The organism is Streptomyces sp. RLA131, assembly GCF_056270125.1.
In genome coordinates, this window is sequence record NZ_JBWDOQ010000002.1 from 3,530,439 (window position 1) to 3,555,742 (window position 25,304).

Consider the following 25,304-nt stretch of genomic DNA (forward strand, 5'->3'; position numbering starts at 1 on the left):
GAGCCATGGCCGCCAGCAGTGTGAAGCGCGTACAGCCCCACCGCGTCGCCGTCCTTGTGCAGAACGGCGTCATCCCCTTCGAGCTGGGGATTCCCTTCCGGATCTTCCCCAAGGCGAGGACCCCGGAGGGCGAGCCGCTGTACGAGGTGCTGACCTGCACCCCGGGCGGCCCGGGCGCGGTGCGCGCCGAAGCCGACTTCGAGATCTCCGTGCCTCATGGGCCCGAGGCTCTGGAGAGCGCCGACACCGTGATCGTCCCCGCCGCGCACGAACAGTCCAGCGCTCATACGGAGGGCCGCAACCCGGAGCCGCTCGCCGCCGCCTTCGAACGTGTCCGGCCCGGCACCCGGCTCGTCTCCATCTGCACGGGCGCGTACTTCCTGGCCGCCGCCGGACACCTCGACGGCCTGCGCGCCACGACCCACTGGAGCAGCGCCGAGCACTTCCAGCAGCTCTTCCCGAAGGTCAAGGTCGAGCCGGAGGTCCTCTACGTCGACAACGGCGACATCCTCACCTCCGCGGGCGTCGCCTCCGGCATCGACGTGTGCCTGCACATCGTGCGCCGCGACCACGGCACCGCCGTCGCCAACGCCAGTGCCCGCGCCAGCGTCGTACCGCCGCACCGCGAGGGCGGCCAGGCCCAGTACGTCCAGCGGCCGGTGCCCGAACCCCAGCTCGCCACCACCGCCGCCGCCCGCGCCTGGGCGCTCTCCCGCCTCGACCGGCCGCTGACCCTGCGCGAGCTGGCCGACCGCGAGTCGATGAGCGTACGGACCTTCACCCGGCGCTTCCGCGAGGAGGTCGGAATCAGCCCCGGGCAATGGCTCGTCGCGCAACGCGTCGAACGCGCCCGCGGACTCCTGGAGTCCAGCGACCTGTCCGTGGACCAGGTCTCCCGGGAGGCCGGCTTCGGTACCTCCGCCTCCATGCGGCAGCACCTGCAGTCGGCACTCGGCGTCTCGCCGACCGCCTACCGTCGGACCTTCAGAAGGTGAGCACGCCACGCGCGACGCGGCCGTGGTGGGCGTCGTCGGCCGCCTTGGCGAAGTCCTCGACCGGATAGGTCCTGGTGACCAGTTCGTCGAGCAGCAGCCGGCCCTGCCGGTAGAGCTCGGCGTACAGGGCGATGTCGCGCTGCGGGCGCGAGGATCCGTAACGGCAGCCGAGGATCGCCTTGTCCAGGTACATGGAGGAGACCAGGAAGGACGCCTCGGCGTCGGAGGGCGGCACCCCCAGCAGGACGGCCTGGCCGTGGCGGTCCAGCAGATCGACGGCCTGCCGGACGAGGGCGGTGCGCCCGACGCATTCGAAGACGTGGTCCGCGCCGGTGGGGAGCAGACCTCGCACCTCCTGCGCGGAGGGCACGAAGTCCGTGGCACCGAACTGCCGCGCCACCGCCTCCTTGCCGGGATTGGTCTCGACGGCGACGATCCGGACCGCCCCCGCGAGCCGCGCCCCCTGCAGGACGTTGAGGCCGATGCCCCCGGTGCCGATGACGACCACCGTGTCTCCCCGGTCGACCCTGGCCCGGTTGAGGACGGCGCCGACGCCGGTGAGCACCCCGCAGCCGATCAGGGCGGCGGAGGTGAAGGGGATGTCGTCGGGGATGCGCACGGCCTGCACGGCCCGGACGACGGTGCGCTCGGCGAAGGCCGAGTTGGAGGCGAAGTTGAACAACGGCTCGCCCCGCCGGGTGAACGGCCTTACGGGGCGGCCGATCGCCTTGCGGCACATGGTCGGGCGGCCCCGGTCGCAGTCGGCGCACGTACCGCAGTTGGCCAGGGTGGAGAGTGCGACATGGTCCCCGGCGCGGACATGGGTGACCCCGGCGCCGACCGCGTCCACGGTCCCGGCGCCCTCGTGGCCGAGCACCACGGGAACGGGGAAGGGAATCGTGCCGTCGATCACCGACAGGTCGCTGTGGCACAGGCCGGCGGCCCGGATGCGTACCAGGACCTCACCGGGGCCGGGGTCGCGTACTCCGAGGTCGTCGACGACCTCGGCGGCCGTCCCGTCGAAGATCACGCCTCTCATGCCGCTCGTCGGACTCATGACCACACCACCGACTGGAGTTCGCTGTACGCGTGCAGGCCGAAGGAGCCGCCGTCCCGGCCGACCCCGCTCTCCTTGAAGCCTCCGAAGGGCGTCTCGGGGTGTCGCTGGGCGGTGTTGATACCGATGTTGCCGCTGCGCAGGCGGGCGGCGACGGCCCAGGCGTGGCCGGGGTCGGCGGAGAAGACGTAGTCGTAGAGGCCGTAGGCGGTGCCGTTCGCGATGGCGACGGCCTCGTCCTCGCTGTCGTAGGCGATGGCGACGACGACAGGACCGAAGATCTCCTCCTGGGCGACCGTCATGTCCGGGGTCACGTCGGCGATGAGGGTGGGGGCGGCATAGAAGCCGGGTTTGAGGTCGGGCCGTTCACCGCCGGTGACGACGCGGGCGCCCTGCTCGCGGGCGCCGGCCACATAGGCCTCGACCCGATCGCGCTGAGCCGCGCTGATGAGGGGGCCGACGACGGTGGACTTGTCCACAGGGTCCCCGATTGTCAGTGACCGAGCGTATTGTTCAAGTGTGGTGATCACCAGTTCGTACTGATCACGGTGTACCAGCACGCGTGTTGGCGCCGTGCAGATCTGACCGGAGTGGAATGCCCATGTCGAACCGACAGCTGATATCGCCGCGCTGAGGGCCCGGCCCTCCTTCGCGGCCGCGTCCTGAAGGACCAGCGCCGCGCCCTTGCCGCCCAGTTCCAGCAACGTCCGCTTCATGGCGGCTCCCGCCGACCGCGCGATCGCCTTCCCGACCGCCGTCGATCCGGTGAAGCTGATCATGTCGATGTCCTCGTGCGCGACGAGCGCCTCACCGGCCCGGCTGCCCGATCCGGTGACGACGTTGAACACCCCGTCGGGCAGGCCTGCTTCCTTCATGACCTCTCCCAGGAGCAGGCAGGTCAGCGGATCCTGCTGGGCCGGTTTGGCGACGACCGTGTTCCCCATCGCCAGCGCGGGGGCGACCTTGCCCGCGAGATTGACCACCGGGAAGTTGTAGGAGGTGATGCAACCGACGACACCCACCGAACGACGCACGGCGGCGGCGCCGACGAGTCCGCCCGCGGCGAGCGGCGTGGCCCTGACAGGCTGCGGTGCCAGCGGGATCGTGTCCGGCTCCACGGCACCGCGCGCATAGCGCCGGAAGCGCTCGACCGCCTGAGGAATCTGCATGCTCGACGCGACCCGGATCGTCGCCCCCGTCTCCGACTGGAGCAGCGGTACGAGATCCGCCGACCGCGAGGCCAGGACGTCCGCGATCCGCTCCAGGACCGCGGCGCGCTCCCGAGGGCTCGTACGGGACCAGTTCCCGTACGCCTCCCGGGCCGCGCGCACCGCGGCGTCCACCTCCGCCGGGCCCGCCTCGGGGGCCTGCCCGACGGTCTCCTCCGTGGCCGGATTGACAACTGCATAGTGTGCCTGCGCCTGTTGCCACCGGCCGCCGATCCAGTGCCCGTATCTCTTCGAGCTCATCCTCGGGGCTCCTTCGGGAGGCCGAGCACCCGCTCGGCGATGATGGTGCGCTGGATTTCGTCCGAGCCGCCGTAGATCGTGTCGGCACGGCTGAAGAGCAGAAGCCGCTGCGCCTCGCCGGGTCCGTACGGCGCCTCCGGCGACCACGCGGCCGTCCCGGCGGCCGAGGCCGCCCCGCCCACCGCCACGGCCAGTTCACCGAGCCGCTGGTGCCAGCCGCCCCACAGCAGTTTGGCCACGCTGGGCGCGCCGGCCGCCCGCAGATCATCGGTGCCGGTGCCCAGCGTGCGCAGGGCGTTCCACCGCATGGTCTTCAGCTCGGCCCACTGGCGGATGACACGGTCGCGCAGGACGGGGTCGTCAGCGGCACCGGAGGCGACGGCCTCGGTGATCACCTTGTGCAGTTCGAGCCCGAAGCCGATCTGCTGGACCAGCGTCGAGACCCCCCGCTCGTAGCCGAGCAGCGCCATGGCCACCTGCCAGCCGTTGCCCGCGCCGCCCACGACGTGCCCGGAGGCGGCCCGGGCACCGTCGAACCAGACCTCGTTGAAGTCGGCCTCGCCGGTCAGCTGACGGATCGGTCTGACCTCGATCAGGCCGGGCTGGTCCATGGGCACCAGCAGCAGGCTCAGCCCGTGGTGGCGCCGCGTCTCCGGGTCGGTCCTGGCCAGCACGAAGCACCAGTCCGCCTCGTGCGCCAGGGAGGTCCAGATCTTCTGCCCGGTGATCCGGTAGCCGCCGTCGCCGTCAAGGACGGCCGCCGTGCGGATTCCGGCGAGGTCCGAGCCCGCACCCGGCTCGCTGTAGCCCTGGCACCACAGTTCCTCGCCGCGCGCGATCGCCGGGAGGAAGCGGTCCCGCTGCTCCTGGCTGCCGTGCGCCTCCAGGGTCGGGGCGAGCAGGTTCTCGCCGATGTGCCCCGACCGGCCGGGGGCGCCCGCCCGGGCGTACTCCTCGCCCCAGGCGACCTGTTGGGCCAGGTCGGCACGGCGGTTGCCGTAGTCGCCCCGCCAGCCGAGCCCGATCCATCCGTCGGCACCCAGCTGCTGTTCCCAGGCCCGGCCTCCGGACCGCTCCGGGTGCGCGGCGAGCCACGCGCGGGCCTCCGCTCGGAAGGTCTCGGCCTCCGGGCCGAGGGCGAAGTCCACCTCAGGCCTCCGGCGCGCCGGAGGCACGGGACGCGGCGGCCGCCCGCATCGCTTCGAGCTGCGCCAGCATCGGCATGGGGTCGACGCCCACGGTGCCGGGCAGGCAGTCCGCGATCCGCTCCGGCGTCCAGCCCCCGCCCTCCGCGTACGCGGAGCGCAGTTCACGCGGCTGGGCCCATACCGCGATCTTCGGTCCGGCCACGGTGTAGACCTGCCCGGTGATACCGGCCGCGCGGTCGCTGAGCAGGAACACCACCATGGCGGCCACGTCCTCGGGCTCGCCGATCTCCGTCAGCTCCATGGGCACATTGGCCGACATCCGGGTCCGTGCCACCGGGGCCACGCAGTTGGCGGTGATCCCGTAGCGGTTCAGACCGAGTGCGGCGCTGCGCACCAGGGAGATGATGCCGCCCTTGGCCGCCGAGTAGTTGGCCTGGGAGACGCTGCCCTGGTGATTGCCGCTGGTGAAGCCCACCAGCGTCCCGGCGCCCTGGCGGCGCATGACGGCGCCGGCCGCGCGGAAGACGGTGAAGGTGCCCTTGAGATGCGTGGCTATGACGGGATCCCACTCCGCCTCGGCCATGTTGAAGAGCATGCGCTCCCGCAGAATGCCCGCGACGCACACGGCTCCGTCGATCCGCCCGTAGGTCTCGACGGCCGTCGAGACGATCCGTTCGCCGCCCGCCATCGTGGACACGTCGTCCGCCACGGCGACGGCCTCACCGCCCGCCGCCTCGATCTCCTTCACGACGGCGGCGGCGACCTCGCTGGCCGGCTCGCTGCCGTCGATGGCGACGCCGTAGTCGTTGACGACGACTTTCGCACCCTCGGCGGCACAGGCCAGAGCCACCGCCCGTCCGATGCCACGCCCGGCGCCGGTGACCGCCACGACTTTGCCCGCAAGGAAATTACCCACGTCCCGTCCCGCCCCTTCTCAGAGTTTCTGACGGACCGTTAGATTTTAGGTGCACAGAGGACACCCAGCACAAGACCCGGACCGGAGGCATCCGTGACACTCCCCGCCGAGTTCCACGACATCGCCAAGCGCGTCAACAACTGGGGCCGCTGGGGCGAGGACGACGAGATCGGCACCCTCAACCTGATCACCGACGACGTGGTCCGGCAGGCGGCGGCCACCGTCCGCACCGGCCGCCGGATCCCGCTGGCACTCCCCCTGCAACAGGACGGCGTGCAGACCGGCATGATCCCCGGCCGGGTCAATCCACTGCGCACGATGGTGATGCTGAACTGGGAGATGTTCGGCCCCGGCACCGTCGCCACCAGCGACGACGTCGTCACCATGGGGCTGCAGGCGGCAACGCACTGGGACGCCCTCACCCACGTCTCGCACTCCGGGCGGATCTACAACGGCCGCCCCGCCGACTCCATCACCGCGCACGGCGGTGCCGCCTTCAGCGGTATCGAGAAGGTGACCACCCTGGTCTCCCGCGGCGTCCTGCTCGACGTGGCCCGCGCCCGGGACCTGATCAGACTGCCGGGCGACCACGCCGTGACTCCCGAGGATCTGGAGGCCGCCGAGGAACTGGCCGGTGTCACGGTCCGGTCCGGCGACATCGTGCTGGTCCGCACCGGACAGATCCAGCTCTGCCTCGCCGGGGACAAGCACGCGTACGCCTTCCCGTCACCGGGGCTGTCGGTACGCACGCCCGAGTGGTTCCACGCGCGCGACGTGGCGGCCGTCGCCAACGACACGCTGACCTTCGAGATCTTCCCGCCGGAGGTCGAGAACCTCTGGCTGCCCGTCCACGCGCTCGACCTGGTCGAGATGGGCATGCTCCAAGGTCAGAACTGGAATCTGGAGGCCCTGTCCACAGCCTGCGCCGAGGCCGGGCGGTACGAGTTCCTGCTCGACGCCACACCCGAGCCCTTCGTCGGGGGCACCGGCAGTCCGGTCGCACCGGTGGCGGTCCTGTGAGCCGTCGGCGCCGACCGGCCTAGGCGGAGCGGCCGAGCAGCCCGCCGGCCCGCATGGGCACGGTGACCGACGACAGCGCGGCGGCGCGGTCGATCTCGCACCAGATCTGCTTGCCCTCGCCCTCGCGCTCCCAGCCCCAGCGGTCGGCGAGGCCGTCCACGAGTTCAAGCCCGCGGCCACCGGTCTCGTCGTTGTCGGCATGTCGCGGCCGGGGCGGGCAGCCACTCGAATCGGCGACCTCGACCCGCACGGTGTCGCGCTCCGGGCACTGGTCCGAACCGAAGAGCATGCGCAGAACAGCCGGGCAGCCGGTGTGCACGACAGCGTTGGTGACGAGTTCGGAGATCAACAGGACCAGCGTCTCGGCGAGCGGCTCGTCGGCCCCTATTCCGGAGCCCAGGAGCCGGGAGCGCGCCCACCGACGGGCCCGCCCCACCTCGGCAGGGTCGGGACCGACCTCAAGCTGAACCTGAAGGACCTGCACCGCTCACACCATCCGAACCGGCGGACACATCGCCTCGCGCCTCGCCATGGTCACCGAACGTGACCTCGACACAACACAGCATGATTTACCTGCGGTCACCCCAACAAGCGCTTCCGGCATATTCCAGCGCAAAGGGGTGCGAGTGCTGCATACTGTGCGGGGTTCATTACGGGACGAAATCGAACAGGACGACATGAGCGGCACCCTCACTCGCAGGGTCACAACGCTCTCATCCCTCTCGCGCCTCTTCACCACACGCACCCGACGGAGCGTACCCGAGCCGGGCCGCGACTCCACCGCGTGACGAGTCACACCTCGGACACAACCCGATATCGGCACTCGGTCGCCCTTTATTCCCGGCATATAAGACAAAGACCAATAAAGGCCTCATATGGTTCCATTCACCAACCCGTCCGCCACGGCCTCCTCGTAGACACCGGCGGGCAGCCCGCGGGTCGCGAGCACCCAGGCCCGCTTGATGTGGAGATGCACCTCGGCCTCCCAGGTGAAACCCATCCCGCCGAAGACCTGCAGACAGTCACGGGCGTTGCCGGCCGCGGCCTCACGAGCCAGCACAATCGCCGCCAGGTGGTCCCCGGCCAGCTCGGTCACCGCCGCCGCATAGACGGCCGTACGGGCCATCTCCAGCCGCACCAGCATCTCCGCGCACAGGTGCTTGATGGCCTGGAACGCCCCTATGGGCCGCCCGAACTGCTCTCGGGTCCGGGCGTGTTGCACCGCCAGGTCGAGCGTCCGCGCCGCGCTCCCGATCTGCTGCGCGCAGGTCAGCAACTCGGCCTCGGATCCGGTCCGGTCCGCGGCGTCGCGCACCACCCGGTGCAGTGGAGTGAGCGGATCGACCGACCGGACCGGCTCGACCACGGTGAGGGGGCCGAGCACCTCTCCGGCTCCGAAGCCCTCAAGGACGCGGTCCGCCTCCTCCAGCCACTCGACCACGTCCCCGTCCGCCGCGGTGACCACCACCTCACCGGTGGCCGCGCCCGGCACGATCCCGGCGGCCAGGTGCGAGGCGACCAGCGGTCCCGGCAACAGCGCCCGGCCCGCCTCCTCGAAGACCAGGACCGCGTCCACCAGCCCGAGCCCCACCCCGCCCCGCGCCTCCGGCAGCCGCAACGCGAACAGGCCCGCGTCACCCAGCGCCCGCCAGAGCGCCCGGTCCAGACGGGGCGGCCCGGAGCCGGCCGCGTCCTCCCGCAGCCGCTGGGGCGGATAGAGCCGCCCCAGCAGTTCCCGGGTCCCCGTCCGGAGCGCCGCCTGGTCCTCGGTGAGCCTGAAGTCCACGGCCGCTCACGTCCCCTTGGGCAGGCCGAGGATCCGCTCGGCGACGATGTTCCGCTGGATCTGCGAGGTGCCGGCCGCGATGGTGTACGACAGCGAGGACAACCGGTCGGCGATCCAGGGGTGGTCCCTGTCCAGCGTGCCGGCCCCGGGCCCGAGGACCTCGGCCGCCGCGTCGTACAACTCCTGCCTGGCCTGCGAGTAGCGCAGCTTGAACACCGAGCCGCCCACGCCCGGCGCACCCGCGCTGACGTTCCACTGGATCAGGCGCCACAGCACCGAGAACTCCAGCGCGAGGCGGGCGAGGCGCCTGCGCAGCACCGCGTCCTCGTCCCACACGCCCCGCTTCCGCGCCTCGCGCGCCAGTTCCCCGAGGACCCGGCGGCAGGCGACCACCTCACCGACGAAGGCCGTGCCGCGCTCGAAGGAGAGGGTCACCATGCTGACCCGCCAGCCGTCGTTCTCGGCCCCGACCCGGTTCGCGACGGGCACCCGCACCTCGTCGAGGAAGACCTCGGCGAACTCCGCCGTCCCGGCGAGCGTGCGCACCGGGCGGACGGTGATCCCGGGGGCGTCCATGGGCATCGCCAGCCAGGTGATGCCGCGGTGTCTGGGCGCCGAGGGATCGGTGCGCACAAGCAGTTCGCACCAGTCGGCGACCTCGGCGTGCGAGGTCCAGATCTTGCTGCCGCTGACCACGTAGTCCTCGCCGTCGCGCACCGCGCGGGTGCGCAGGGAGGCCAGATCCGAGCCCGCCTCGGGCTCGCTGAAGCCCTGGCACCACACCTCGTCCCCGCGCAGCACGGCGGGCAGCCAGCGCTCGCGCTGCGCGGGTGTGCCCTCGGCGGCCACCGTCGGCCCGGCATGCAGCAGTCCGACGAAGTTCGCTCCCACATAGGGGGCCCCGGCCCGCTCGGTCTCCTCCAGGAAGATCAGCCGCCGGGTCGGCGGGGCGTTCCAGTGCAGGTCGGCATATCCGGCGTCGTACAGCGTGCGCTGCCAGTGGGTGTCGTACGCCCGCCGGGCGGTCCAGTCCGACGGGTCGGGCGCGGCCGGCTGCGTGGGCAGGGTCCTGGCCAGCCAGTCGCGCAGCTCGCGCCGGAAGGCCTCCTCGGCATCCGTGTATCCCAGGTCCATCCCGGCTACCAACGGTCCGGATCCAGCCCGAGCATCCGGATGGCGTTACCGCGCATGAGCTTGTGGACGGTCTCGTCGTCCAGGCCCTTCACATGGTCGAGGGCGACCTCCTTGGTGTGCGGGAAGGTCGAGTCGACGTGCGGGTAGTCGGTCTCGAAGGTCGCGTTGTCACGGCCCACGACGTCCAGTGACGCCACCCCGTGCTTGTCGCGGAAGAAGCAGCAGAAGATCTGCCGGTAGTAGTACGTCGACGGGGGCTCGGGGATCAGGTCCCGTACCCCGCCCCAGGCGCGGTGCTCCTCCCACACGTCGTCCGCACGCTCCAGGGCATAGGGGATCCAGCCCATCTGGCCCTCGCTGTAGGCGAGCTTGAGCCGGGGGAACTTCACCAGCACCCCGCTGAAGAGGAAGTCCATCATCGAGGCCATCGCGTTGTTGAAGCTCAGCGAGGCCTGGACGGCGGGCGGGGCGTCCGGGGAGGCGGCGGGCATCTGGGAGGAGGAGCCGATGTGCATGTTGACGACCGTGCCGGTCTCCTCGCAGACGGCGAAGAAGGGGTCCCAGTAGCCGGAGTGGATGCTGGGCAGACCGAGGTGGGTGGGGATCTCGCTGAAGGTCACCGCCCGGACCCCTCGCGCGGCGTTGCGGCGGATCTCCGCCACCGCGAGGCCGATGTCCCACAGCGGGATGAGGCACAGCGGGATCAGCCGGCCGCCGCTGTCGCCGCACCACTCCTCCACCATCCAGTCGTTGTAGGCGCGCACGCAGGCCAGCGCCACCTCCTTGTCCCTGGCCTCGGCGAAGGTCTGCCCGCAGAACCGCGGAAAGGTCGGAAAGCACAGGGAACCCTCGACGTGGTTGAGGTCCATGTCCGCCAGGCGCGCCTTGGGGTCCCAGCAGCCGCGCCGCATCTCGGCGCGGGTGATGCCCTCCAGGGTCATCTCGTCGCGGTCGAAGCCGACGGCCGCGATGTTGCGCTTGTACGGGAACTTCAGGTCCTCGTAGATCCACCAGTCGGTCGGTGGCCCGTCCGGGTCCATGGTGATCTGGTACTTCCCTCCCACATAGGCGAGTTCCCCGATTCCGGCGGTGAGCGGCTGCGGGCCCCGATCCCGGAATTTGGCGGGCAGCCAGGTCTCGAAGAGGTGCGCGGGCTCGATCACATGATCGTCGACACTGATGATCCGGGGCAGTTCCATCGGCCTCTCCCACGTATCTGACTATCCGTCAGATCCAAGGTACGCCCCGCCAGGACGGCCGTCCATGCGCGAAGTGGCCGCCCCGCCTCTGGACCCGCACACCGGGCGGTCCTACGCTCCGGACGAAGCAGATCTGACTGACCGTCAGCAAATAGCCGGGGAGGCAAGCCGTGGACGACACCGTCAGGGCCCTCAGTGACTCGCCCACCTTCTGGGCACTCGTCGCGGGCCGCGCGGCCGCGAGCCCGCAGGCACCCGTACTGATCGACACCGAGGACCGGCAGCTGACCTTCGGCGAACTGGCCGACCGCGCCGAGCGGGTGGCGGCCGGCCTGTACGAGCTGGGCGTGCGGCCCGGCAGCAGGTTCGCCTGGCAGCTGCCGACCCGCATCGAGAGCGTCGTACTGTCCCTTGCCCTCGCCCGGCTCGGCGCCGTCCAGACCCCCGTGATCCCCATCTACCGGGACCGCGAGGTCACCCACATCCTCCGCCGGACCCAGGCCGGCTTCTTCGCCGTGCCCGGCCAGTGGCGCGGGTTCGACTTCACCGCGATGGCCCACCGCGTCTTCCGGGAACTCCCCGAGCCGCCACAGCTGATCACGGCCTACGACCGGCTCCCCGAGGGGGACCCGGCGCTGCTGCCCGACCCGCCCACCGGGCAGACCTCCCGCACCGACGGCCCCGGGGAGAGCGACGCCGTCCGCTGGATCTACTGGACCTCGGGCACCACCTCGGAGCCCAAAGGCGTGCTGCACACCGACCGCAGCCTGATCGCGGGCGGCTCCTGCCTCGCCCACGCCCTGGAGATGCGCCCCGACGACGTCGGCTCGATCGCTTTCCCCTACGCCCACATCGGCGGCCCCGACTACCTCGTCATGCTGCTGCTCTACGGCTTCCCGGCGCTGCTCCTGGAGAAGTTCGCGCTGCCCGACTGCCTCGACGCCTATCGGCGGCACGGCGTCACCATGGCCGGCGGCAGCACCGCCTTCTACTCCCTCTTCCTCGCCGAGCAGCGCAGACTGCCCCCCGGCGAGAAGCTGATCCCCACCCTGCGGCTGCTCTCCGGCGGCGGCGCCCCCAAGCCGCCCGAGCTCCACCACGAGATCGTCCGCGAACTCGGCTGCCGGCTCACCCACGGCTACGGCATGACCGAGGCCCCGATGATCACCATGGGCTCGCCGCACGACCCCGAGGAACGGCTGGCCACCACCGAGGGCCGCCCCCCGGCGTCCATGCGCATCCGCATCGTCGACGGCGAGGTCCGGCTGCGCGGGGAAGCCGTCTGTCAGGGGTACACCGATCCACTGCTCACCGCCGAGGCCTTCGACGCCGACGGCTGGTTCCGCACCGGCGACCTGGGCCGGCTCACCGACGACGGCTACCTCGTCCTCACCGGCCGGCTGAAGGACATCATCATCCGCAAGGGCGAGAACATCTCCGCCCGGGAGATCGAGGAACTGCTCTACGCACACCCCGGCGTCGCCGACGCCGCCGTCATCGGTCTGCCCGACCCCGAACGCGGGGAGCGCGTCTGCGCGGTCGTCGAACAGCCCGTCGGCGCCGGGCCGGTCGGCCTCGGCGAGATCACGGCGTATCTGCGCGAGGCGGGTCTCGCCACCCACAAACTGCCCGAACAGCTGGAGATCGTGGAGGCCCTGCCGCGCAACGAAACCCTGCGCAAAGTACTCAAATACAAGCTGCGCGAACGCTTTGCGAAAAGCTGACACAGCCAGGGGTTTCAACCGGTGCCCACGCGCAACACGGCGGCTGTACCCTCCTGCGCATGACGGAGATATCCGCGGCGGAGGCCGACGCGGAACAACCTCTCGCCCGGCTACGGCTCGGCGAAGCAGCCCTGGACGCCGGGGAACTCAACCAGGCACGCGAGCACTTCGCCGCCGCCGAGGAGCACTTCGCGGACGGCCCCGCCGCGCAGCTCGCCGCGGCGGTACGCGGAAGGGCGGTCTCCCACCTGCTCGCAGGGGAGGTCCGCTACGCCTCCCACCTGTTAGAGCAGGCCATCGCCCGGCTGGAGCTCGACGAGTACCCCGACCCCGGCGCACTGCTGCTGCTCCACGTCGCGGCCATCGGCCCCTACACCGATCTCGGCGCCTACGCCCGCGCCGCCCGCGCCGCCGAGCAGGCACTCAACCTCGCGCCCGCCGCCACCGACCCCGCGCTCGTCGCCCTGATGCACCGCAGCATCGCTCGCACCCTGATAGTCGCCGGCCGCACCGGCGAGGCGGAGACCTCGCTGGCCAAGGCCCAGGAGATCTTCCAGCGGCTGGAACTCCACACCGACCTGGCCCACTGCCACTGGATGCGCGGATACGTCCACGCGCAGGACAGCGACCTCGAACAGGCCGAACGCGAACTGCGCACCGCCCGCGACATGCTCGCCGCGGGCAACGCGGTGCTCTTCACCGTCCAGGTGGAGGTCGAACTCGCCGACGTACTGCGGCGCCGTGGCAAGGGCCCGGAGGCCGAGCGCCTGCTGCAGGCGCTGCTGAACGAACTCACCCCGTGGCGCGGCGCCGTCCACGCGGGTGGCGCGCACCGCCTGCTCGGCCTGCTGGCGGACGAGCGCGGCGACCACGAGACGGCCGAGGAGCACTACGTCTCCGCCCTGGCCCTGCTCGAACGGGCCGGCGCCGCCGGGGACCTGGCCGACATCTGCCGGCTCCTGGGCGATCTCTTCCGCCGTACGGGCCGTGTCGAGGCGGCGCTCGACGCCTACCGCACCGGACTCGGCCACCGGGCCGCGATCGGCACCACCACTCTGGGCCCGGCGCCGGCCGGCCCCGATTCCTGACCCGGGGGCGGCTGCCCGCACCGACGGCCGGGCGTTCGGGAGCCTAGGCCGACAGCGGGCTGGCCGCGTCGTCTGTGGCCGCGGCGAGGTCGGGGAAGACCTCGAAGAGGCGGCGCACCCCCAGCGCCGACAGGACCCGGTTGACGTGCGAGCCGTCCAGACCCCCGTCGGGCGGCAGGATCAGCCGCAGCCGGCCCGCGCAGGAGCGCATCAGACGGCGGGCGGCGATCAGGACGCCGACCCCGCTGGAGTCGCAGAACCGTACATCCGCGAGGTCGAGAACGATGTCCCGGCGGCCGTCCGCCACCGCGTCGTGCACATGCTGGCGGACCGCGGGCGAGGTCACGAGGTCCATCTCGCCCGCTACGGAAACCACCGCCCAGCCGCCGTGTTCGGCCTGCGTTACCTTCAGCGCCACTGTCCTGCCTTTCGTCCGGCAGTGGGTCCAACGACTTTATGCCCTGCCTGCAGGCCGTTGGCGCAAGCATCCGGTCACACCCGCATAACGCATTATCAAAACCGGTCTGTTCTGGCAGCAGGTTGCCGCAAAGGGGCGTACGCCGTCGGAACCGGCGGTTACATTCGATCTGAGGACAAGGCCGATGAGGGGGATCAGGGGGACAGCCGCATGGTGACACCCGCACCACCTCGATGGGACCGCAAGATGCAGCAGCGGCTGGCCCGGGGCGAGGAGGCCGCCCTCGGCGAGCTGTACGACCGGTTCGCCTCGCTCGTGCACAGCCTCGCGCACCGCGTGATGGACGACGAGGACGCCGCCGCCCAGATCACCCGCGAGGTCTTCGGCTACGTCTGGGAGAATCCGGACGCCTACGATCCCAAGCACGGCTCGCTGCGCTCCTGGATCGCCGGTCTCACCCAGCGGCAGGCGGTGCACCGCCTGCGGCAGTCCGAGAACACCGGCGAGGGCACACCGGAGGAGGTCGAGGCCAGGGTGCGTGAAGCGACCGCGGCGGCCCGCGCCGACTACATCGTGACCTCCATGCCGGCCCCGCTGCGAGAAGCCCTCGACCGGGCCTACCGCCATCGCCTGGACTACCGGCAGACCGCCGCCGACCTGGGCGTCACCGAGGACGAGGCCCGGCGCAGACTGCGGCTCGGGCTGCAGCTGCTGTCCACGGCCATGGACCAGCCCGCACAACTCAACGGGCCGCACGGCCGAGGACGGGGAAGGCTGCTGTGAACGGCCCGGCCGACAACGGCGACACGCCCTCCCACGGCGGCACCCCGCTGCCCCGGGTGCCACAGCCGCGCGAGGCAGCCGAGGACGCGGGCACACTCCCCGCCGTACCGGAACCGGCCGGGCCGCCCCGCCGGCAGTCGCCCGGTTCGTCCGGTCCGCCGGACAGACCTGACAGACCTGACGAACCTGACGGGCCGGGCGGGCCGGGCGGGCCGGATGTCCACCATCCCGCAGTGTCCGGCCCCGGCTTCTCCGAACCGTTCGCCCCGCCCCTCATGCCGGCGTACGACCACAACACTCTGCGGTCCCTGCTCGGCGCCTGGGCACTCTCGGCCTGCTCGCGCGACGAGGCCAACGCCGTCGAGGCACACCTCACCGACTGCGCCGCCTGCGCGGAGGAAGCGCTCCGCCTTCGGGACGCGGTGGGGCTGCTGCACCAGGAGGAGTCCCTGGACCTCGACCCGCTGCTGCGCGCCCGGGTCCTGGAGAACTGCCTCGGCCGCCGCCCGGCCCGGATCCCGGTCCCCGAGTGGGCCGCGCCCTACGACGCCGAGACCGCCCGGCTCGACGCCTTCCTCGGGGATCTGGGCGAGCCTGAGTGGAATGTGCCGATCAGGCTGTTCTGGGCGCACGGCGAGCGGGTGCTGACCCTCTGCGGCGTGCTGGCCCACCTCGGCTCGGTCGACGGCATCGTCGCCACCTCCCTCGGCCTGGACGACCCGCTCGGCCCCGGCGACCAGCCCCGCACCATGCTGGCCCGCACCGAGCTGGCCGGCGAGCGCTGCAAGCACCACCCGCCGTCGTTCGTGCGCGACAAGTGGCGTAACCAGACCCGCACCATCGTGCGCACCCTGTCCTTCGCGGGCTCCGGCACCGGCGGACTGCCCGTCGACTACGAGGACTTCACGATGCCGATGCGTGACGCCCTGATAGACCGGGCCTTCGAGTGCTGGATCCACGCCGAGGACATCGCCACGGCCCTGGACTATCCGTACAAGCCTCCGGCCCCGCGCCATCTCAACCGGATGATCGACCTCGCCGCCCGCATGCTCCCCACCGCGATAGCCGAACGGCGCAGGGCGGGACTGGCCGTCTCCGCGGCCAGGCTGGTCGCCGCGGGCTCACCGGGACGCGCGCTGCACCTGCATGTCGAGGGTCCCGGCGGCGGCCGGTGGAACATCTCGCTGGACTCCCCGGGCGCGGTGGCCTCCGAGAACAACATCGTCGCCGAGATCGCCGTCGACCAGATCGACTTCTGCCAGCTCACCGCGGGCCACCTCGAACCCGAACGGATCGCCACCGGCGCGAAGGGCGACCTGGCGGCGATCCGGGACGTGCTGTTCGCGGCGGCGAGCCTGTCGCGACTCTAGGACCGGACCGCGGCGGGGCCGGGGCCCGGGGAGGGGGCCCGGGTTCAGGCGAAGACGACCGTACGGCGGCCGTTGAGCAGCACCCGGCGCTCGCTGTGCCACTTCACCGCGCGCGCCAGTGCCTGGCACTCGACGTCACGGCCGATGGCGACCAGCTGCTCGGGGGTCACCTCGTGCCCGACCCGCTCGACCTCCTGCTCGATGATCGGCCCCTCGTCGAGGTCGGCGGTGACGTAGTGCGCGGTGGCACCGATCAGCTTCACACCGCGCGCGTGCGCCTGGTGGTAGGGCTTGGCGCCCTTGAAGCTCGGCAGGAAGGAGTGGTGGATGTTGATGATCTTGCCGGACAGCTCCTTGCAGAGGTGGTCCGAGAGCACCTGCATGTAGCGGGCGAGCACGACCAGTTCGACGCGCTCCTTCTCCACCAGCGCGAGAAGCTCCGCCTCCGCCTCCGCCTTGTTGTCCTTCGTCACCGGGATGTGGTGGAAGGGCACGCCGTAGGAGCCGACCAGTTCCTGGAAGTCGGTGTGGTTGGAGACCACCGCGGCGATCTCCACCGGCAGGGCGCCGATCCGGGTGCGGAACAGCAGGTCGTTCAGGCAGTGCCCGAACTTGCTGACCATGAGGACGATCCGCATCCGCTCCTCGGCCTGATGGATCTGCCACTCCATGTGATAGGCGTCACCGATCGCCGCGAAACTGGCCCGCAGCTTGTCCGCGGTGACCGGCGCGTCGGCCGAGAAGTGCACCCGCATGAAGAACAGACCGGTGTCGTGGTCGCCGAACTGCTGGCTGTCCTCGATGTTGCACCCGGTCATGAACAGGTAGCTCGACACGGCGTGCACAATGCCCTGTTTGTCGGGGCACGACAGGGTCAGGACGTACTGCTCGGGCTTCGACTTCGACTCGTTCACGGGGCTAGCGTCGCATATGGCCCTTGTGCCGGGCCAAAGCCGTCCGCCAGGCGGTACGGCCTCAGGCGCTGCGGGTGTAGATCTTCAGCAGCTCCAGCGAGCGCGGCGGGGTGTCCGGGTCGTCCCCGTCGGCCTCGGCGAGGCGCACATGGGCCTCACGCGCGGCCCGTACCGCCTCCGGCCAGGCGTGATGCTCCAGATAGGTGGCGATCGGGGCGTCGGCGCCGACCTGGTGCAGGATCTTCAGCACGCGCAGCACCGTGACATCGACCATCGCGGCCTCCTGCGAGTCGCGGAAGATCGTCCCGACGTACTTCTCGGCGGACCAGTTGTCGAGCCAGGTGTCCTCGACGAGCCGGTACACGGCATCCGTGACGTCGCCATACCCCGGCCGTCCGGCCAGCCAGCACTCCTGCTGGAAGACCGGATCGCTGATCATGTGCAACGCCGAGCGCACATTGGCCCGCCAGCGCCACCAGGGCATGTCATTGAGCGGCATGCCACCCATCGTGGATGAGCGGGTACCTCGGCGGGAAGACTTTTGCTGACTCTGCACGATGCACGATCGTACGGGTCTCCGGTTTCGCCCCGGTTCTGCCCCGGTTCCGCCCGGGTTCCGCCCCGGTGAGCACAGGCTGTTCATGTGATGATTACTCTCTGTTTCCCAGCGTTCACCCCTGCGTTGGGACCGAGGCGGAATCTTCACGTTCATGCCGTCCAGGACCGTACTGCTGAGCACCGCCATGTCCAGTGCCCTGCTGCTCGCCGGCTGTGGCGTGATCCCGGGGAGCGCGGGGGACTCCCCGAGGACCGTCCTTGTCATGACCTGGGCTCCGGAGAAGACGGACGCCTCCAACATGCCGGGGATGCCCGCGATGGCGAAGGCGTACGCCAAGTACGTCAACGCCAAGGGCGGCATCAACGGCCGCACCCTGAAGGTCATCACCTGCAACGAGCACAACAGCAGCTCCGGTGCCGCCGCCTGCGCGCAGCGCGCCGTGGACGAGCGGGTGGCGGCGGTCGTCGGCTCGTACAGCCAGTACAGCTCCACCTATCTGTCCGCGCTGGAGGCCGAGGGCATCCCGTACCTCGGCGGATTCGGCGTCACCGACGACGAGTTCGACAGCCCGTTGTCCTATCCGGTCAACGGCGGCCTGACCACACTGCTCGCGGGCAACGGCCGCCAGCTGGCCCCCAAGTGCTCCTCGGTCGTTCTCGTACGGCCCGACACCGCGGCCGGCGACCAGTTCCCGGCGTTCCTGGACGCCGGGCTGCACGCGGGCGGCCGCCCGGACGCCACCGATGTGCGCGCCGCCGAGAACTCCACGGACTACACCGCGACCGCCGAGCAGGCGATCGGCGACGGCAAGGACGGGGCCGACCGGTGCGTCACCGCCGTGCTCGGCGAGAAGACCCCGACCTTCTTCGACTCCTTCCGCCGCGTGACCGTCACCGATCCCGGCACGGGCCAGAAGAGCGCGCCCAAGGCCCGGATCGCCTCCGTTCTCGGCAGCGTGCAGCAGTCGACGGTCGACGGCAGCGGCGGCGCCACCGGCCCCCTGGAGGGCGCCTACGTCACCGGCTGGTACCCGCCGGCGTCCGACGCGCGCTGGGCCCCGATGAAGAAGGCCGTCACCACCTATGCCTTCGGCGACAACCGGATCGACGCCGACGACCCCGGCGCGCAGACCACGTGGATCGCCTACACCGTCCTGACCAGCGTCATCGAGTCCATGGGCGCCGACCGCAGCGTGGACGCCACCTCGCTCAAGCACGCCCTGGACAACGCCCACGGCATCTCCACCGGCGGCCTGACGCCCAGCCTCGGCTGGCGGGACAAGGACATGGTCGCCGTGCAGGACCATCCCCGGATGTCCAACGGCAAGGTCACCTACCAGGTGGTCTCCGACGGACGCCTGGTCGCGGTGCGCAAGGGCTTCACCGATGTGACCGGGACGCTGGAGGACGCACCGCGCGACTGAGCGGCCTCAGAGCTGGGTGGCCGAGCGCTGCGTCAGGCCGTACTGCTTGGCGATGGCGTTCCACAGCTTGACGGCGGTGTTCTTGTTCTGCGAGGCGGTGCCGCTGGACCGGGCGCCGGCGGCGCTCTGGCCGCTGTTGCGGGCCGAGCCGTGCTTGCAGAACTTGCCGCTGTTGCCGGCCACCTGGTCGCCCCAGGACGCGTAGTGGTTGTCCGCCTCGGCGGAGGCGTTCCAGGCCTTGGTGAGGGCGGCGGTGAGCTTCTGGTGGTCCGGGAGCTTGTCGACCGAGAGGCCGCCGAGCTGGGTGACCAGGTTCTTGCGCTGGGTCGCGGCCGCGCGCAGGTCGGAGGCGGCCGAGGTCACGTTCTGGCAGGACTGGATGTTCGACACGGCCCTGACCACCGAGCTGCGGCTGCTGCCGCTGGTCTTGAGCAGCGCGTCCAGCTTCTTCGCCTGCTGCTCCGCCGCGCTCTCGCCGCCGCCCGAGCCCGGCGACGCGGACGCGGAGGTGCCGGCCGAGGCCGACGGCGACCCCGCCGACGCCTGCTCGTCGTCCCCGCCGCCGCTGAAGACGGCTCCCGCCGCCAGGCCCACCACCGCGCAGCCGACCACCACGATGCCGATCAGCACCGCGGGGGACAGCTTCTTGCGGCCGGCGGGCGGCGGCTCGTAGGACTGCTGCTGCTGTTGCTGCGGGGGCTGCTGGTACGGCTGCTGCTGATAAGGCTGTTGCGGCTGAAAGGCCGGCTGGGCGGCGGGCGGGGGGCCGTCCTGCCGGTAGAGGTGCGCGAAGTCGTCCTGCGGCGGCGGCTGTTCGGCCTGGGCCTGCGCCGGGTAGCCGTACTCGTCGAACCGCGGCAGATGCTGGGTCGGCTCGAAGACGACCTCGGGCTGCGGCTGCGCGGGTACCGGCCGCAGCACCTGCGTGGCGTCCGTCACGGGCGGCATGGCCTGCGGATACGGAGGCAGCATCTGCGTCGCGTCCGCCGGTCCGGGAGCCGGCGCAGGGGCGGCCGGGGCCTGCGGGTAGGGCGGGAACATCTGGGTGGCGTCGCCGTCGGACTGGGGCATGAACTGCTGCGGCTGCTGCTGCGGCATGTACCCGTCGAACGGCGAGTAGGTGCCCTGGGGAATCTGCGGCGTCTGGGCAGCCTGTGGGGCGACGCGTGGGTCCTGTGGGTCCTGTGGGGCCTGCTGCGGCTGGCCCCAGGGCTGACCGCCGACCGGCGCCACGTCCCACGGCTCACTGTGCGGGGGCAGCACAACGCCCTCACGCACCTCCGGCGTATCCTCACCGCGCCCGCTGTGCCTCACCGGAACTCCTGCCTCCACGCACGTACGGAATCGTCGGCTCACGCTACCGGGTCGCGTTCGCGGCCCACCACGCCTCCGGGCGGAGGAATCCGGCCGGGCGCCCCGATCGCACTCCATATCCGCCCAATTGGGCTGGCCGGGGCCCTCCGGCCGACCGGTGTCGGTCCCGTAACGATTCCGTACGAGGACGGCTAGGCGGCCATCTCCTGCTCCTCCAGCCGCGCGCCGAACTCACGGACCACGGCCTCCTGGGCGTACGGCTCCAGCCGTTGGCGCAGGTCGTCGAGGTATTCGGCGCCACGGGTGGACCGCAGGCCGCCGAGGAGTTCGACGGCCTGGGTGCCGGTGTGGCAGGCCTGCTCGATCTCGCGCTGCTGGACCTGGGCCTGGGCCAGGACCAGCAGACCGATCGCCCGGCGCCGGACCTTGCCGGAGCCGTGACCGGCCAGGGCCTCCTCGGCGCGGCGCACGGCCAGGACGGGCTGGGCGAGATCGCGGTGGCAGTGGGCGAGTTCGTCGGCGAGATAGGCCTGGCTGTAGTGGGCGATCCAGTCGGGGTCGTCGTCCGGATCGCTGCGCTCCAGAGCCTCGACCGCCTGGCCGGCGACCGCCGCGCAGGCCCGGGCGTCGCCCAGCAGCGCGTGCCCCCGGGCCTCGGCGGCGTAGAACATCGCCTGGGCGGTGGGAGTGACCTGACCCCGGGTGCCTTCCTGCGCGGCACGGGCGAGTTGGGCGATCTCGCGCGGGTTGCCGAGCTGGGCGGCGAGATGGCTCATCCCGGCGGCGAGCACATAGCCGCCGTACGCACGGTCCCCGGCGGCCTGGGCCAGGCGCAGGGCCTGGATGTAGTAGCGCTGGGCCAGGCCCGGTTGGCCGGTGTCGACGGCCATGTACCCGGCCAGCTCGGTCAGTCTGGCGACCGCCGCGAAGAGCAGCCGGCCGGTCGACTCCCGGTAGGAGCCCGCGAGCAGCCCGGAGACGACGCTGTTGAGGTAGTGCACGACGATCGGGCGGACGTGCCCGCTGCCGAACCGGTGGTCGAGATCGGTGAGGGCCCGGGTGGTGGCCCGCACCGCCTCCACGTCGGACATGCCGACCCGGGGCCCGCCCGCGCGGGCGACGGCGCCGTCGGCGCGGGTGATCAGCCAGTCGCGGCTGGGCTCGACGAGGGCGGAGGCCGCGACCGTGGAGCCGGTCAGGAAGTCGCGGCGGCCGACGTCGCTGCGCCACAGCTCGCAGGCCTGCTCGATGGCGCCCGGCACCGTGGGCGAGAAGTGCAGACCGACCCCGGTCGCCAGGTTCTTGCCGTTGGCCATGCCGATCTCGTCGATGGTGACCGTACGGCCGAGCTTGCGGCCGATGGCCTCGGCGATGACGGCCGGGGCGCGTCCGCGCGGCTGCTGTCCACGCAGCCAACGGGCCACCGAGGTCTTGTCGTAGCGCAGGTCGAGGCCGTGTTCGGCACCGCACATGTTGACCCGGCGGGCCAACCCGGCGTTGGAACAGCCTGCTTCCTGGATCAGCGCCTGCAACCGTTCGTTCGGCTGCCGCGCCACGAGCGGACGTGCGGCCATGGGGTCCCCCTCATTCACTGCCGCGGCTCCGGCATCGTCAAGATCCATGCCCGGGGCACGGCCTCCGAATTCGCCGCAATCTCGTTTATTTGCGTCGTGATGCATGTCTACGCACCCAAGGGTGATTACCCGGATCATGGGGACGTCTCTCCTGCGCGCCCCCGCCCGTGCACCCGTGCGCCCGTTATGAGACCGCTTCGGTGCCCTACGCGCGTAACTGCCCGTAACCCATGTACAGCGGCACAGTTGTGAAGGTCGTGGAAGACACCATCACGACCGACGGCCAACTGCTCGAAGCGGCGGTGCGATACGTCGAGGAGCGGCACTGGGACGTACTCCCCGGCGCCTGGCTCCGGGACGACCCCCGCTCCGGCGCACGCTGCTCGTGCGGGGAGCCGCGCTGCGGAGCGCCCGGCGCACACCCCAACCGCCCCGACTGGGCGGCGCAGACGGGCGGCACCGTGACCGTACGGCGGATGTGGACGGAGGAACCGCGCTCCTCGGTCCTGCTGCCGACGGGACGGACCTTCGACGCCATCGACGTCACCGAGTCGGCCGGCTGCCTGGCCCTGGCCCGGATGGAGCGGATGGACCTGCCGCCCGGCCCGGTGCTGTCCACCCCCACCCGCCGGCTGGTCTTCCTCGTGCTGCCCGGCGCCGCCGCCAAGGTCCCCGACCTGCTGCGCCGCCTCGGCTGGCCGCCCGAGTCCCTCGACCTCACGGTGCACGGCGAGGGCGGCTACGTGCCGGCGCCACCGACCCGGCTCGCCGGCGGGTCGTCCGTGCAGTGGGCCCGCCGGCCGACCGCTCTCAACCGCTGGCTGCCGGACGCGGCGGAGCTGCTGAGCCCGCTGGCGTACGCGTGCGGGCGCGAGGCGGCGGCATCGCGCGGCCGCTGACGGCACACGGGACGGCGGGTCTCGCGCGGGCGGCCGTACGCTGGGCCCGTGCCGAATGATGTTGTGACGCGAGGGCTGTGGAAGCGGTTCGGTCAGCAGGTGGCGGTGGCCGGCGTCGATCTGACGCTGCCGGCCGGGCGCTTCATCGGCCTGGTCGGGCCCAACGGCGCCGGGAAGACCACCACGTTGTCCATGATCACCGGGCTGCTGCGCCCCGACGGCGGCACCGTGGAGATCGGCGGCGCGGACGTCTGGCGGGATCCGGTCGCCGTCAAGGCGCGGATCGGTGTACTGCCCGAGGGGCTGCGGCTGTTCGAGCGGCTCAGCGGGCGCGAGCTGCTGGCTTACACGGGCAGGCTGCGCGGCATCCCCGGCGCCGAGACCGACCGCCGCGCCGCCCAACTGCTCGACGTGCTGGATCTGACGGCGGCCCAGCACAAGCTGGTGGTCGACTACTCCACCGGCATGCGCAAGAAGATCGGCCTCGCGGCGTCGCTGCTGCACAACCCCGAAGTGCTGTTCCTGGACGAGCCGTTCGAGGGCGTCGACCCGGTGTCGGCCCAGGTCATCCGGGGCGTACTGGAGCGCTACACGCGGTCCGGGGCGACGGTGGTGTTCTCCTCGCACGTCATGGAGCTGGTGGAGAGCCTGTGCGACTGGGTCGCGGTGATGGCCGCCGGCCGGATCGTCGCGCAGGGACCGCTCGCCGACGTGCGCGGCGAGGCACCCACCCTGCAGGACGCCTTCCTCGCCCTGGTCGGGGCGACCGGGCGGATCAGCGGCGAGGATCTCGACTGGCTGGGCGGACCGGGCGGCTCCGAAAGCTCCGGCGACTCCGGCGACTCCGGCGACGCGGGTGGACCGGGCGGCTCGGGCGGCTCGGGCGGCTCCGCGGCACCGGAGCGTCGGGGGTGACCGGCCTGACCGGCACCTTCGTCCGGCTGAAGCTGGCGGTCATCCGCAACGGCCTGCGCCAGTCGACCGGCCGCACCGTCGGCTGGGTCCTCGGCACGCTCTTCTCCCTGCTCTACGCCCTCGCCACGACTGCCGGGCTCATCCTGCTGCACGGCAACGAGCACGCGCCGACGGCCGCCGCCGCGCTCGCCGTCGCCCTCGCCCTGGGCTGGGCCGTCATGCCGCTGTTCCTCTTCGGCGGCGACGACACCCTCGACCCGACCCGGCTGGCGATGCTGCCGCTGCGCCCTCGCCCGCTGGTCACGGCCCTGCTGGTGTCGTCGCTGGTCGGCGTCGGCCCGCTGGCCACCCTGCTGGTCACCGTGGGTGCGGCCGTCGCCCTCACGGACGGCGCGGCGTCGGTGGTGGCCGCCGCCGTGGCCGTACCGCTGGTGCTGCTGCTGTGCGTCGCGCTGTCGCGGGCCGTGGCGGCGGGCAACACCCGGCTGCTCACCAGCCGCAAGGGCCGCGACCTGGCCGTGCTCAGCGGGCTGTTCGTCGCGGTCGGCGTGCAACTGGTCAACCTCGCGGTGTCCTCGCTGTCCTCCTCCGGCGGCCTGCGCCGGATCGCCTCGATCGACTCCGTCCTGCGCTGGATCCCGCCCGCCCCGGCGCTGGACGCCGTACGGTCGGCGGCGCACGGCTCGTACGGGCAGGCGGTGGGCCAGCTCGTGTATGTGGCCGCGGTGCTGGGCGCCGTCCTGGTGTGGTGGCACCGCAGCCTGCACCGGCTGATGGTCACCCCGGACGCCTCCACGCTGGCCGCCGCCACCGTCAGCAGCCGTCCGACCGGGCTGCACCGGCTGCTGCCCGCCGGACGCACCGGCACCGTCATGGAGCGTCAGTTCCGCTACGCCTGGCGCGATCCCCGGGCCAAGGCCGCCTGGGCCACGGCCCTGGCCGTGGGCCTGCTGCTGCCGGCTGTCGCGGCCGTGCAGCACGGCAGCGTCTACACCACCTGCTGGGCCGCCGCGCTGCTCGGCCTGCAGATGTACAACCAGTTCGGTGGTGACGGCTCCGCCTTCTGGACGGTGGCCGCGACGATCGCATCGCCCGACGACGCCCGCGCCGAGCTGCGCGGACGGGCGGCCGTCATCGCGGGCGTCACGATCCCGTACGTCGTCCTGGTGACGGTGGGCGCGGCGCTACTCCTGCACCGCGCGGACGCCGTCCCCGAGGTCCTCGGGCTGTCGCTGGCGCTGCTCGGCGCGCTCATCGCCACCGGTGCCTGCACCAGCGTCCGCTTCCCCTACTCCATGCCTCAGGAGACCCGCTTCGGTGGCGGCAACGCCGCCCCGGGCCAGGGCGGACTGGCCACCCTCAGCCTGCTGGCCGGTGGTGCGGCCGGCGCCCTCCTGGCCGCGCCCGAACTCGCCCTCGTCATCACCCTGCACCTGTCCGGGCAGCACGGCCTGCTGTGGCTCGCCCTCCCCGCCGGCGCTCTCTACGGAGCCGGGCTGGCCGTCGCCGGGCTGCGCTTCGCCGCGCCCCGGCTGGCGCGGCGGCTGCCGGAGATCCTGGCCGCGGTCGGCAGGGGCTGAGCCCGGTCCGGCGCCGCCG

Annotated in this window: 23 protein-coding genes; 10 read left to right on the plus strand and 13 right to left on the minus strand. The window is 71.8% G+C overall.

The annotated features are described in order from the left end of the window. Positions 1–5: 5 nt before the first annotated feature. Entirely contained in the window at positions 6–995 is a 990-nt protein-coding gene (locus tag RWE79_RS16920) for a GlxA family transcriptional regulator (RefSeq protein ID WP_475940907.1), read from the plus strand. Here RWE79_RS16920 and RWE79_RS16925 read toward each other — a convergent pair. The 4 genes from RWE79_RS16925 to RWE79_RS16940 are packed head-to-tail and all read right to left on the minus strand — an operon-like array spanning position 985 to position 5,585. Then, on the minus strand, positions 985–2,034 hold the full coding sequence (locus RWE79_RS16925) for a Zn-dependent alcohol dehydrogenase (protein ID WP_475945872.1): 1,050 nt from the start codon (positions 2,032–2,034) through the stop codon (positions 985–987). The genes RWE79_RS16920 and RWE79_RS16925 overlap by 11 nt on opposite strands. A gap of 14 nt (positions 2,035–2,048) precedes the next feature. Beyond that, on the minus strand, positions 2,049–3,521 hold the full coding sequence (locus RWE79_RS16930; RefSeq protein ID WP_475940908.1) for an aldehyde dehydrogenase family protein: 1,473 nt from the start codon (positions 3,519–3,521) through the stop codon (positions 2,049–2,051). Next, positions 3,518–4,669 carry an acyl-CoA dehydrogenase family protein gene (locus RWE79_RS16935; RefSeq protein ID WP_475940909.1) on the minus strand — a complete coding sequence of 384 codons (1,152 nt, stop codon included), beginning with the start codon at positions 4,667–4,669 and terminating at the stop codon, positions 3,518–3,520. The genes RWE79_RS16930 and RWE79_RS16935 overlap by 4 nt, the downstream gene beginning before the upstream one ends. A 1-nt stretch (position 4,670) precedes the next feature. Next, positions 4,671–5,585 carry an SDR family oxidoreductase gene (locus tag RWE79_RS16940; RefSeq protein ID WP_475940910.1) on the minus strand — a complete coding sequence of 305 codons (915 nt, stop codon included), beginning with the start codon at positions 5,583–5,585 and terminating at the stop codon, positions 4,671–4,673. A gap of 93 nt (positions 5,586–5,678) precedes the next feature. Here RWE79_RS16940 and RWE79_RS16945 point away from each other — a divergent pair, with 93 nt between their 5' ends. Next, complete coding sequence (locus tag RWE79_RS16945) at positions 5,679–6,605, plus strand: cyclase family protein (protein WP_475940911.1); 927 nt, start codon at positions 5,679–5,681, stop codon at positions 6,603–6,605. A gap of 19 nt (positions 6,606–6,624) precedes the next feature. Here the strand turns inward: RWE79_RS16945 and RWE79_RS16950 are convergent, their stop codons facing one another. From RWE79_RS16950 to RWE79_RS16965, 4 genes are all read right to left on the minus strand, one after another. Next, a complete protein-coding gene (locus tag RWE79_RS16950) occupies positions 6,625–7,089 on the minus strand; it encodes an ATP-binding protein (RefSeq protein WP_475940912.1) in 465 nt (154 codons plus the stop codon). Between the two features lie 387 nt (positions 7,090–7,476). Continuing rightward, a complete protein-coding gene (locus RWE79_RS16955; RefSeq protein WP_475940913.1) occupies positions 7,477–8,391 on the minus strand; it encodes an acyl-CoA dehydrogenase family protein in 915 nt (304 codons plus the stop codon). A gap of 6 nt (positions 8,392–8,397) precedes the next feature. Next, a complete protein-coding gene (locus tag RWE79_RS16960; RefSeq protein ID WP_475940914.1) occupies positions 8,398–9,525 on the minus strand; it encodes an acyl-CoA dehydrogenase family protein in 1,128 nt (375 codons plus the stop codon). 5 nt (positions 9,526–9,530) lie between these two features. Next, on the minus strand, positions 9,531–10,724 hold the full coding sequence (locus RWE79_RS16965) for an amidohydrolase family protein (RefSeq protein ID WP_475940915.1): 1,194 nt from the start codon (positions 10,722–10,724) through the stop codon (positions 9,531–9,533). Positions 10,725–10,894: 170 nt separating this feature from the next. On the opposite strand from RWE79_RS16965, the gene RWE79_RS16970 reads away from it, so the two are divergent. Next, positions 10,895–12,448 carry a class I adenylate-forming enzyme family protein gene (locus tag RWE79_RS16970; protein ID WP_475940916.1) on the plus strand — a complete coding sequence of 518 codons (1,554 nt, stop codon included), beginning with the start codon at positions 10,895–10,897 and terminating at the stop codon, positions 12,446–12,448. Between the two features lie 59 nt (positions 12,449–12,507). After that, the gene (locus RWE79_RS16975) at positions 12,508–13,536 is read left to right on the plus strand and encodes a tetratricopeptide repeat protein (protein ID WP_475940917.1); all 1,029 of its coding nucleotides are present in this window, start codon (positions 12,508–12,510) and stop codon (positions 13,534–13,536) included. Between the two features lie 43 nt (positions 13,537–13,579). On the opposite strand, the gene RWE79_RS16980 is transcribed toward RWE79_RS16975, so the two are convergent. Further along, positions 13,580–13,954 (minus strand): STAS domain-containing protein, encoded by a 375-nt coding sequence (locus RWE79_RS16980; RefSeq protein WP_475940918.1) that lies wholly within the window; start codon positions 13,952–13,954, stop codon positions 13,580–13,582. A 210-nt stretch (positions 13,955–14,164) separates the two neighbouring features. Here RWE79_RS16980 and RWE79_RS16985 point away from each other — a divergent pair, with 210 nt between their 5' ends. Then, the gene (locus RWE79_RS16985) at positions 14,165–14,737 is read left to right on the plus strand and encodes a sigma-70 family RNA polymerase sigma factor (protein ID WP_475940919.1); all 573 of its coding nucleotides are present in this window, start codon (positions 14,165–14,167) and stop codon (positions 14,735–14,737) included. After that, positions 14,734–16,107 (plus strand): maleylpyruvate isomerase N-terminal domain-containing protein, encoded by a 1,374-nt coding sequence (locus RWE79_RS16990; RefSeq protein WP_475940920.1) that lies wholly within the window; start codon positions 14,734–14,736, stop codon positions 16,105–16,107. The genes RWE79_RS16985 and RWE79_RS16990 overlap by 4 nt, the downstream gene beginning before the upstream one ends. Before the next feature lie 44 nt (positions 16,108–16,151). Here the strand turns inward: RWE79_RS16990 and purU are convergent, their stop codons facing one another. Together purU and RWE79_RS17000 are read right to left on the minus strand one after the other, a co-directional pair. Then, entirely contained in the window at positions 16,152–17,021 is an 870-nt protein-coding gene (gene purU, locus RWE79_RS16995; RefSeq protein WP_475940921.1) for a formyltetrahydrofolate deformylase, read from the minus strand. A 61-nt stretch (positions 17,022–17,082) separates the two neighbouring features. After that, positions 17,083–17,529, minus strand: a complete 447-nt coding sequence (locus RWE79_RS17000) for an SCO4402 family protein (RefSeq protein WP_475940922.1) — start codon at positions 17,527–17,529, stop codon at positions 17,083–17,085. Between the two features lie 202 nt (positions 17,530–17,731). Between RWE79_RS17000 and RWE79_RS17005 the strand changes: the two genes are divergently transcribed. Further along, positions 17,732–19,003, plus strand: a complete 1,272-nt coding sequence (locus RWE79_RS17005; RefSeq protein ID WP_475940923.1) for an ABC transporter substrate-binding protein — start codon at positions 17,732–17,734, stop codon at positions 19,001–19,003. A gap of 6 nt (positions 19,004–19,009) precedes the next feature. Here the strand turns inward: RWE79_RS17005 and RWE79_RS17010 are convergent, their stop codons facing one another. After that, positions 19,010–20,281, minus strand: coding sequence for a hypothetical protein (locus RWE79_RS17010; RefSeq protein ID WP_475940924.1), 1,272 nt, complete (start codon positions 20,279–20,281; stop codon positions 19,010–19,012). A gap of 227 nt (positions 20,282–20,508) precedes the next feature. Further along, positions 20,509–21,891, minus strand: coding sequence for a transcriptional regulator (locus RWE79_RS17015; protein WP_475940925.1), 1,383 nt, complete (start codon positions 21,889–21,891; stop codon positions 20,509–20,511). A gap of 230 nt (positions 21,892–22,121) precedes the next feature. On the opposite strand from RWE79_RS17015, the gene RWE79_RS17020 reads away from it, so the two are divergent. From RWE79_RS17020 to RWE79_RS17030, 3 genes are read left to right on the plus strand one after another with little or no spacing between them, the layout of a single operon-like run. Beyond that, on the plus strand, positions 22,122–22,790 hold the full coding sequence (locus RWE79_RS17020; RefSeq protein WP_475940926.1) for a bifunctional DNA primase/polymerase: 669 nt from the start codon (positions 22,122–22,124) through the stop codon (positions 22,788–22,790). A 48-nt stretch (positions 22,791–22,838) separates the two neighbouring features. Then, a complete protein-coding gene (locus RWE79_RS17025; RefSeq protein WP_475940927.1) occupies positions 22,839–23,705 on the plus strand; it encodes an ABC transporter ATP-binding protein in 867 nt (288 codons plus the stop codon). Then, entirely contained in the window at positions 23,702–25,285 is a 1,584-nt protein-coding gene (locus RWE79_RS17030) for a transporter (RefSeq protein ID WP_475940928.1), read from the plus strand. Before RWE79_RS17025 ends, RWE79_RS17030 begins: the two co-directional genes overlap by 4 nt. The last annotated feature ends 19 nt before the right edge of the window (positions 25,286–25,304 follow it).

Bases quoted from the DNA above. Each gene is read 5' to 3' on its own strand.
- RWE79_RS16930 (WP_475940908.1), bottom strand. From the start codon at position 3,521: ATGAGCTCGAAGAGATACGGGCACTGGATCGGCGGCCGGTGGCAACAG.
- RWE79_RS16960 (WP_475940914.1), bottom strand. From the start codon at position 9,525: ATGGACCTGGGATACACGGATGCCGAGGAGGCCTTCCGGCGCGAGCTG.
- RWE79_RS17020 (WP_475940926.1), top strand. From the start codon at position 22,122: ATGTACAGCGGCACAGTTGTGAAGGTCGTGGAAGACACCATCACGACC.
- RWE79_RS16925 (WP_475945872.1), bottom strand. From the start codon at position 2,034: ATGAGAGGCGTGATCTTCGACGGGACGGCCGCCGAGGTCGTCGACGAC.
- RWE79_RS16985 (WP_475940919.1), top strand. From the start codon at position 14,165: ATGGTGACACCCGCACCACCTCGATGGGACCGCAAGATGCAGCAGCGG.
- RWE79_RS16920 (WP_475940907.1), top strand. From the start codon at position 6: ATGGCCGCCAGCAGTGTGAAGCGCGTACAGCCCCACCGCGTCGCCGTC.
- RWE79_RS17000 (WP_475940922.1), bottom strand. From the start codon at position 17,529: ATGGGTGGCATGCCGCTCAATGACATGCCCTGGTGGCGCTGGCGGGCC.
- RWE79_RS17015 (WP_475940925.1), bottom strand. From the start codon at position 21,891: ATGGCCGCACGTCCGCTCGTGGCGCGGCAGCCGAACGAACGGTTGCAG.
- RWE79_RS16975 (WP_475940917.1), top strand. From the start codon at position 12,508: ATGACGGAGATATCCGCGGCGGAGGCCGACGCGGAACAACCTCTCGCC.
- RWE79_RS16965 (WP_475940915.1), bottom strand. From the start codon at position 10,724: ATGGAACTGCCCCGGATCATCAGTGTCGACGATCATGTGATCGAGCCC.
- RWE79_RS17005 (WP_475940923.1), top strand. From the start codon at position 17,732: ATGCCGTCCAGGACCGTACTGCTGAGCACCGCCATGTCCAGTGCCCTG.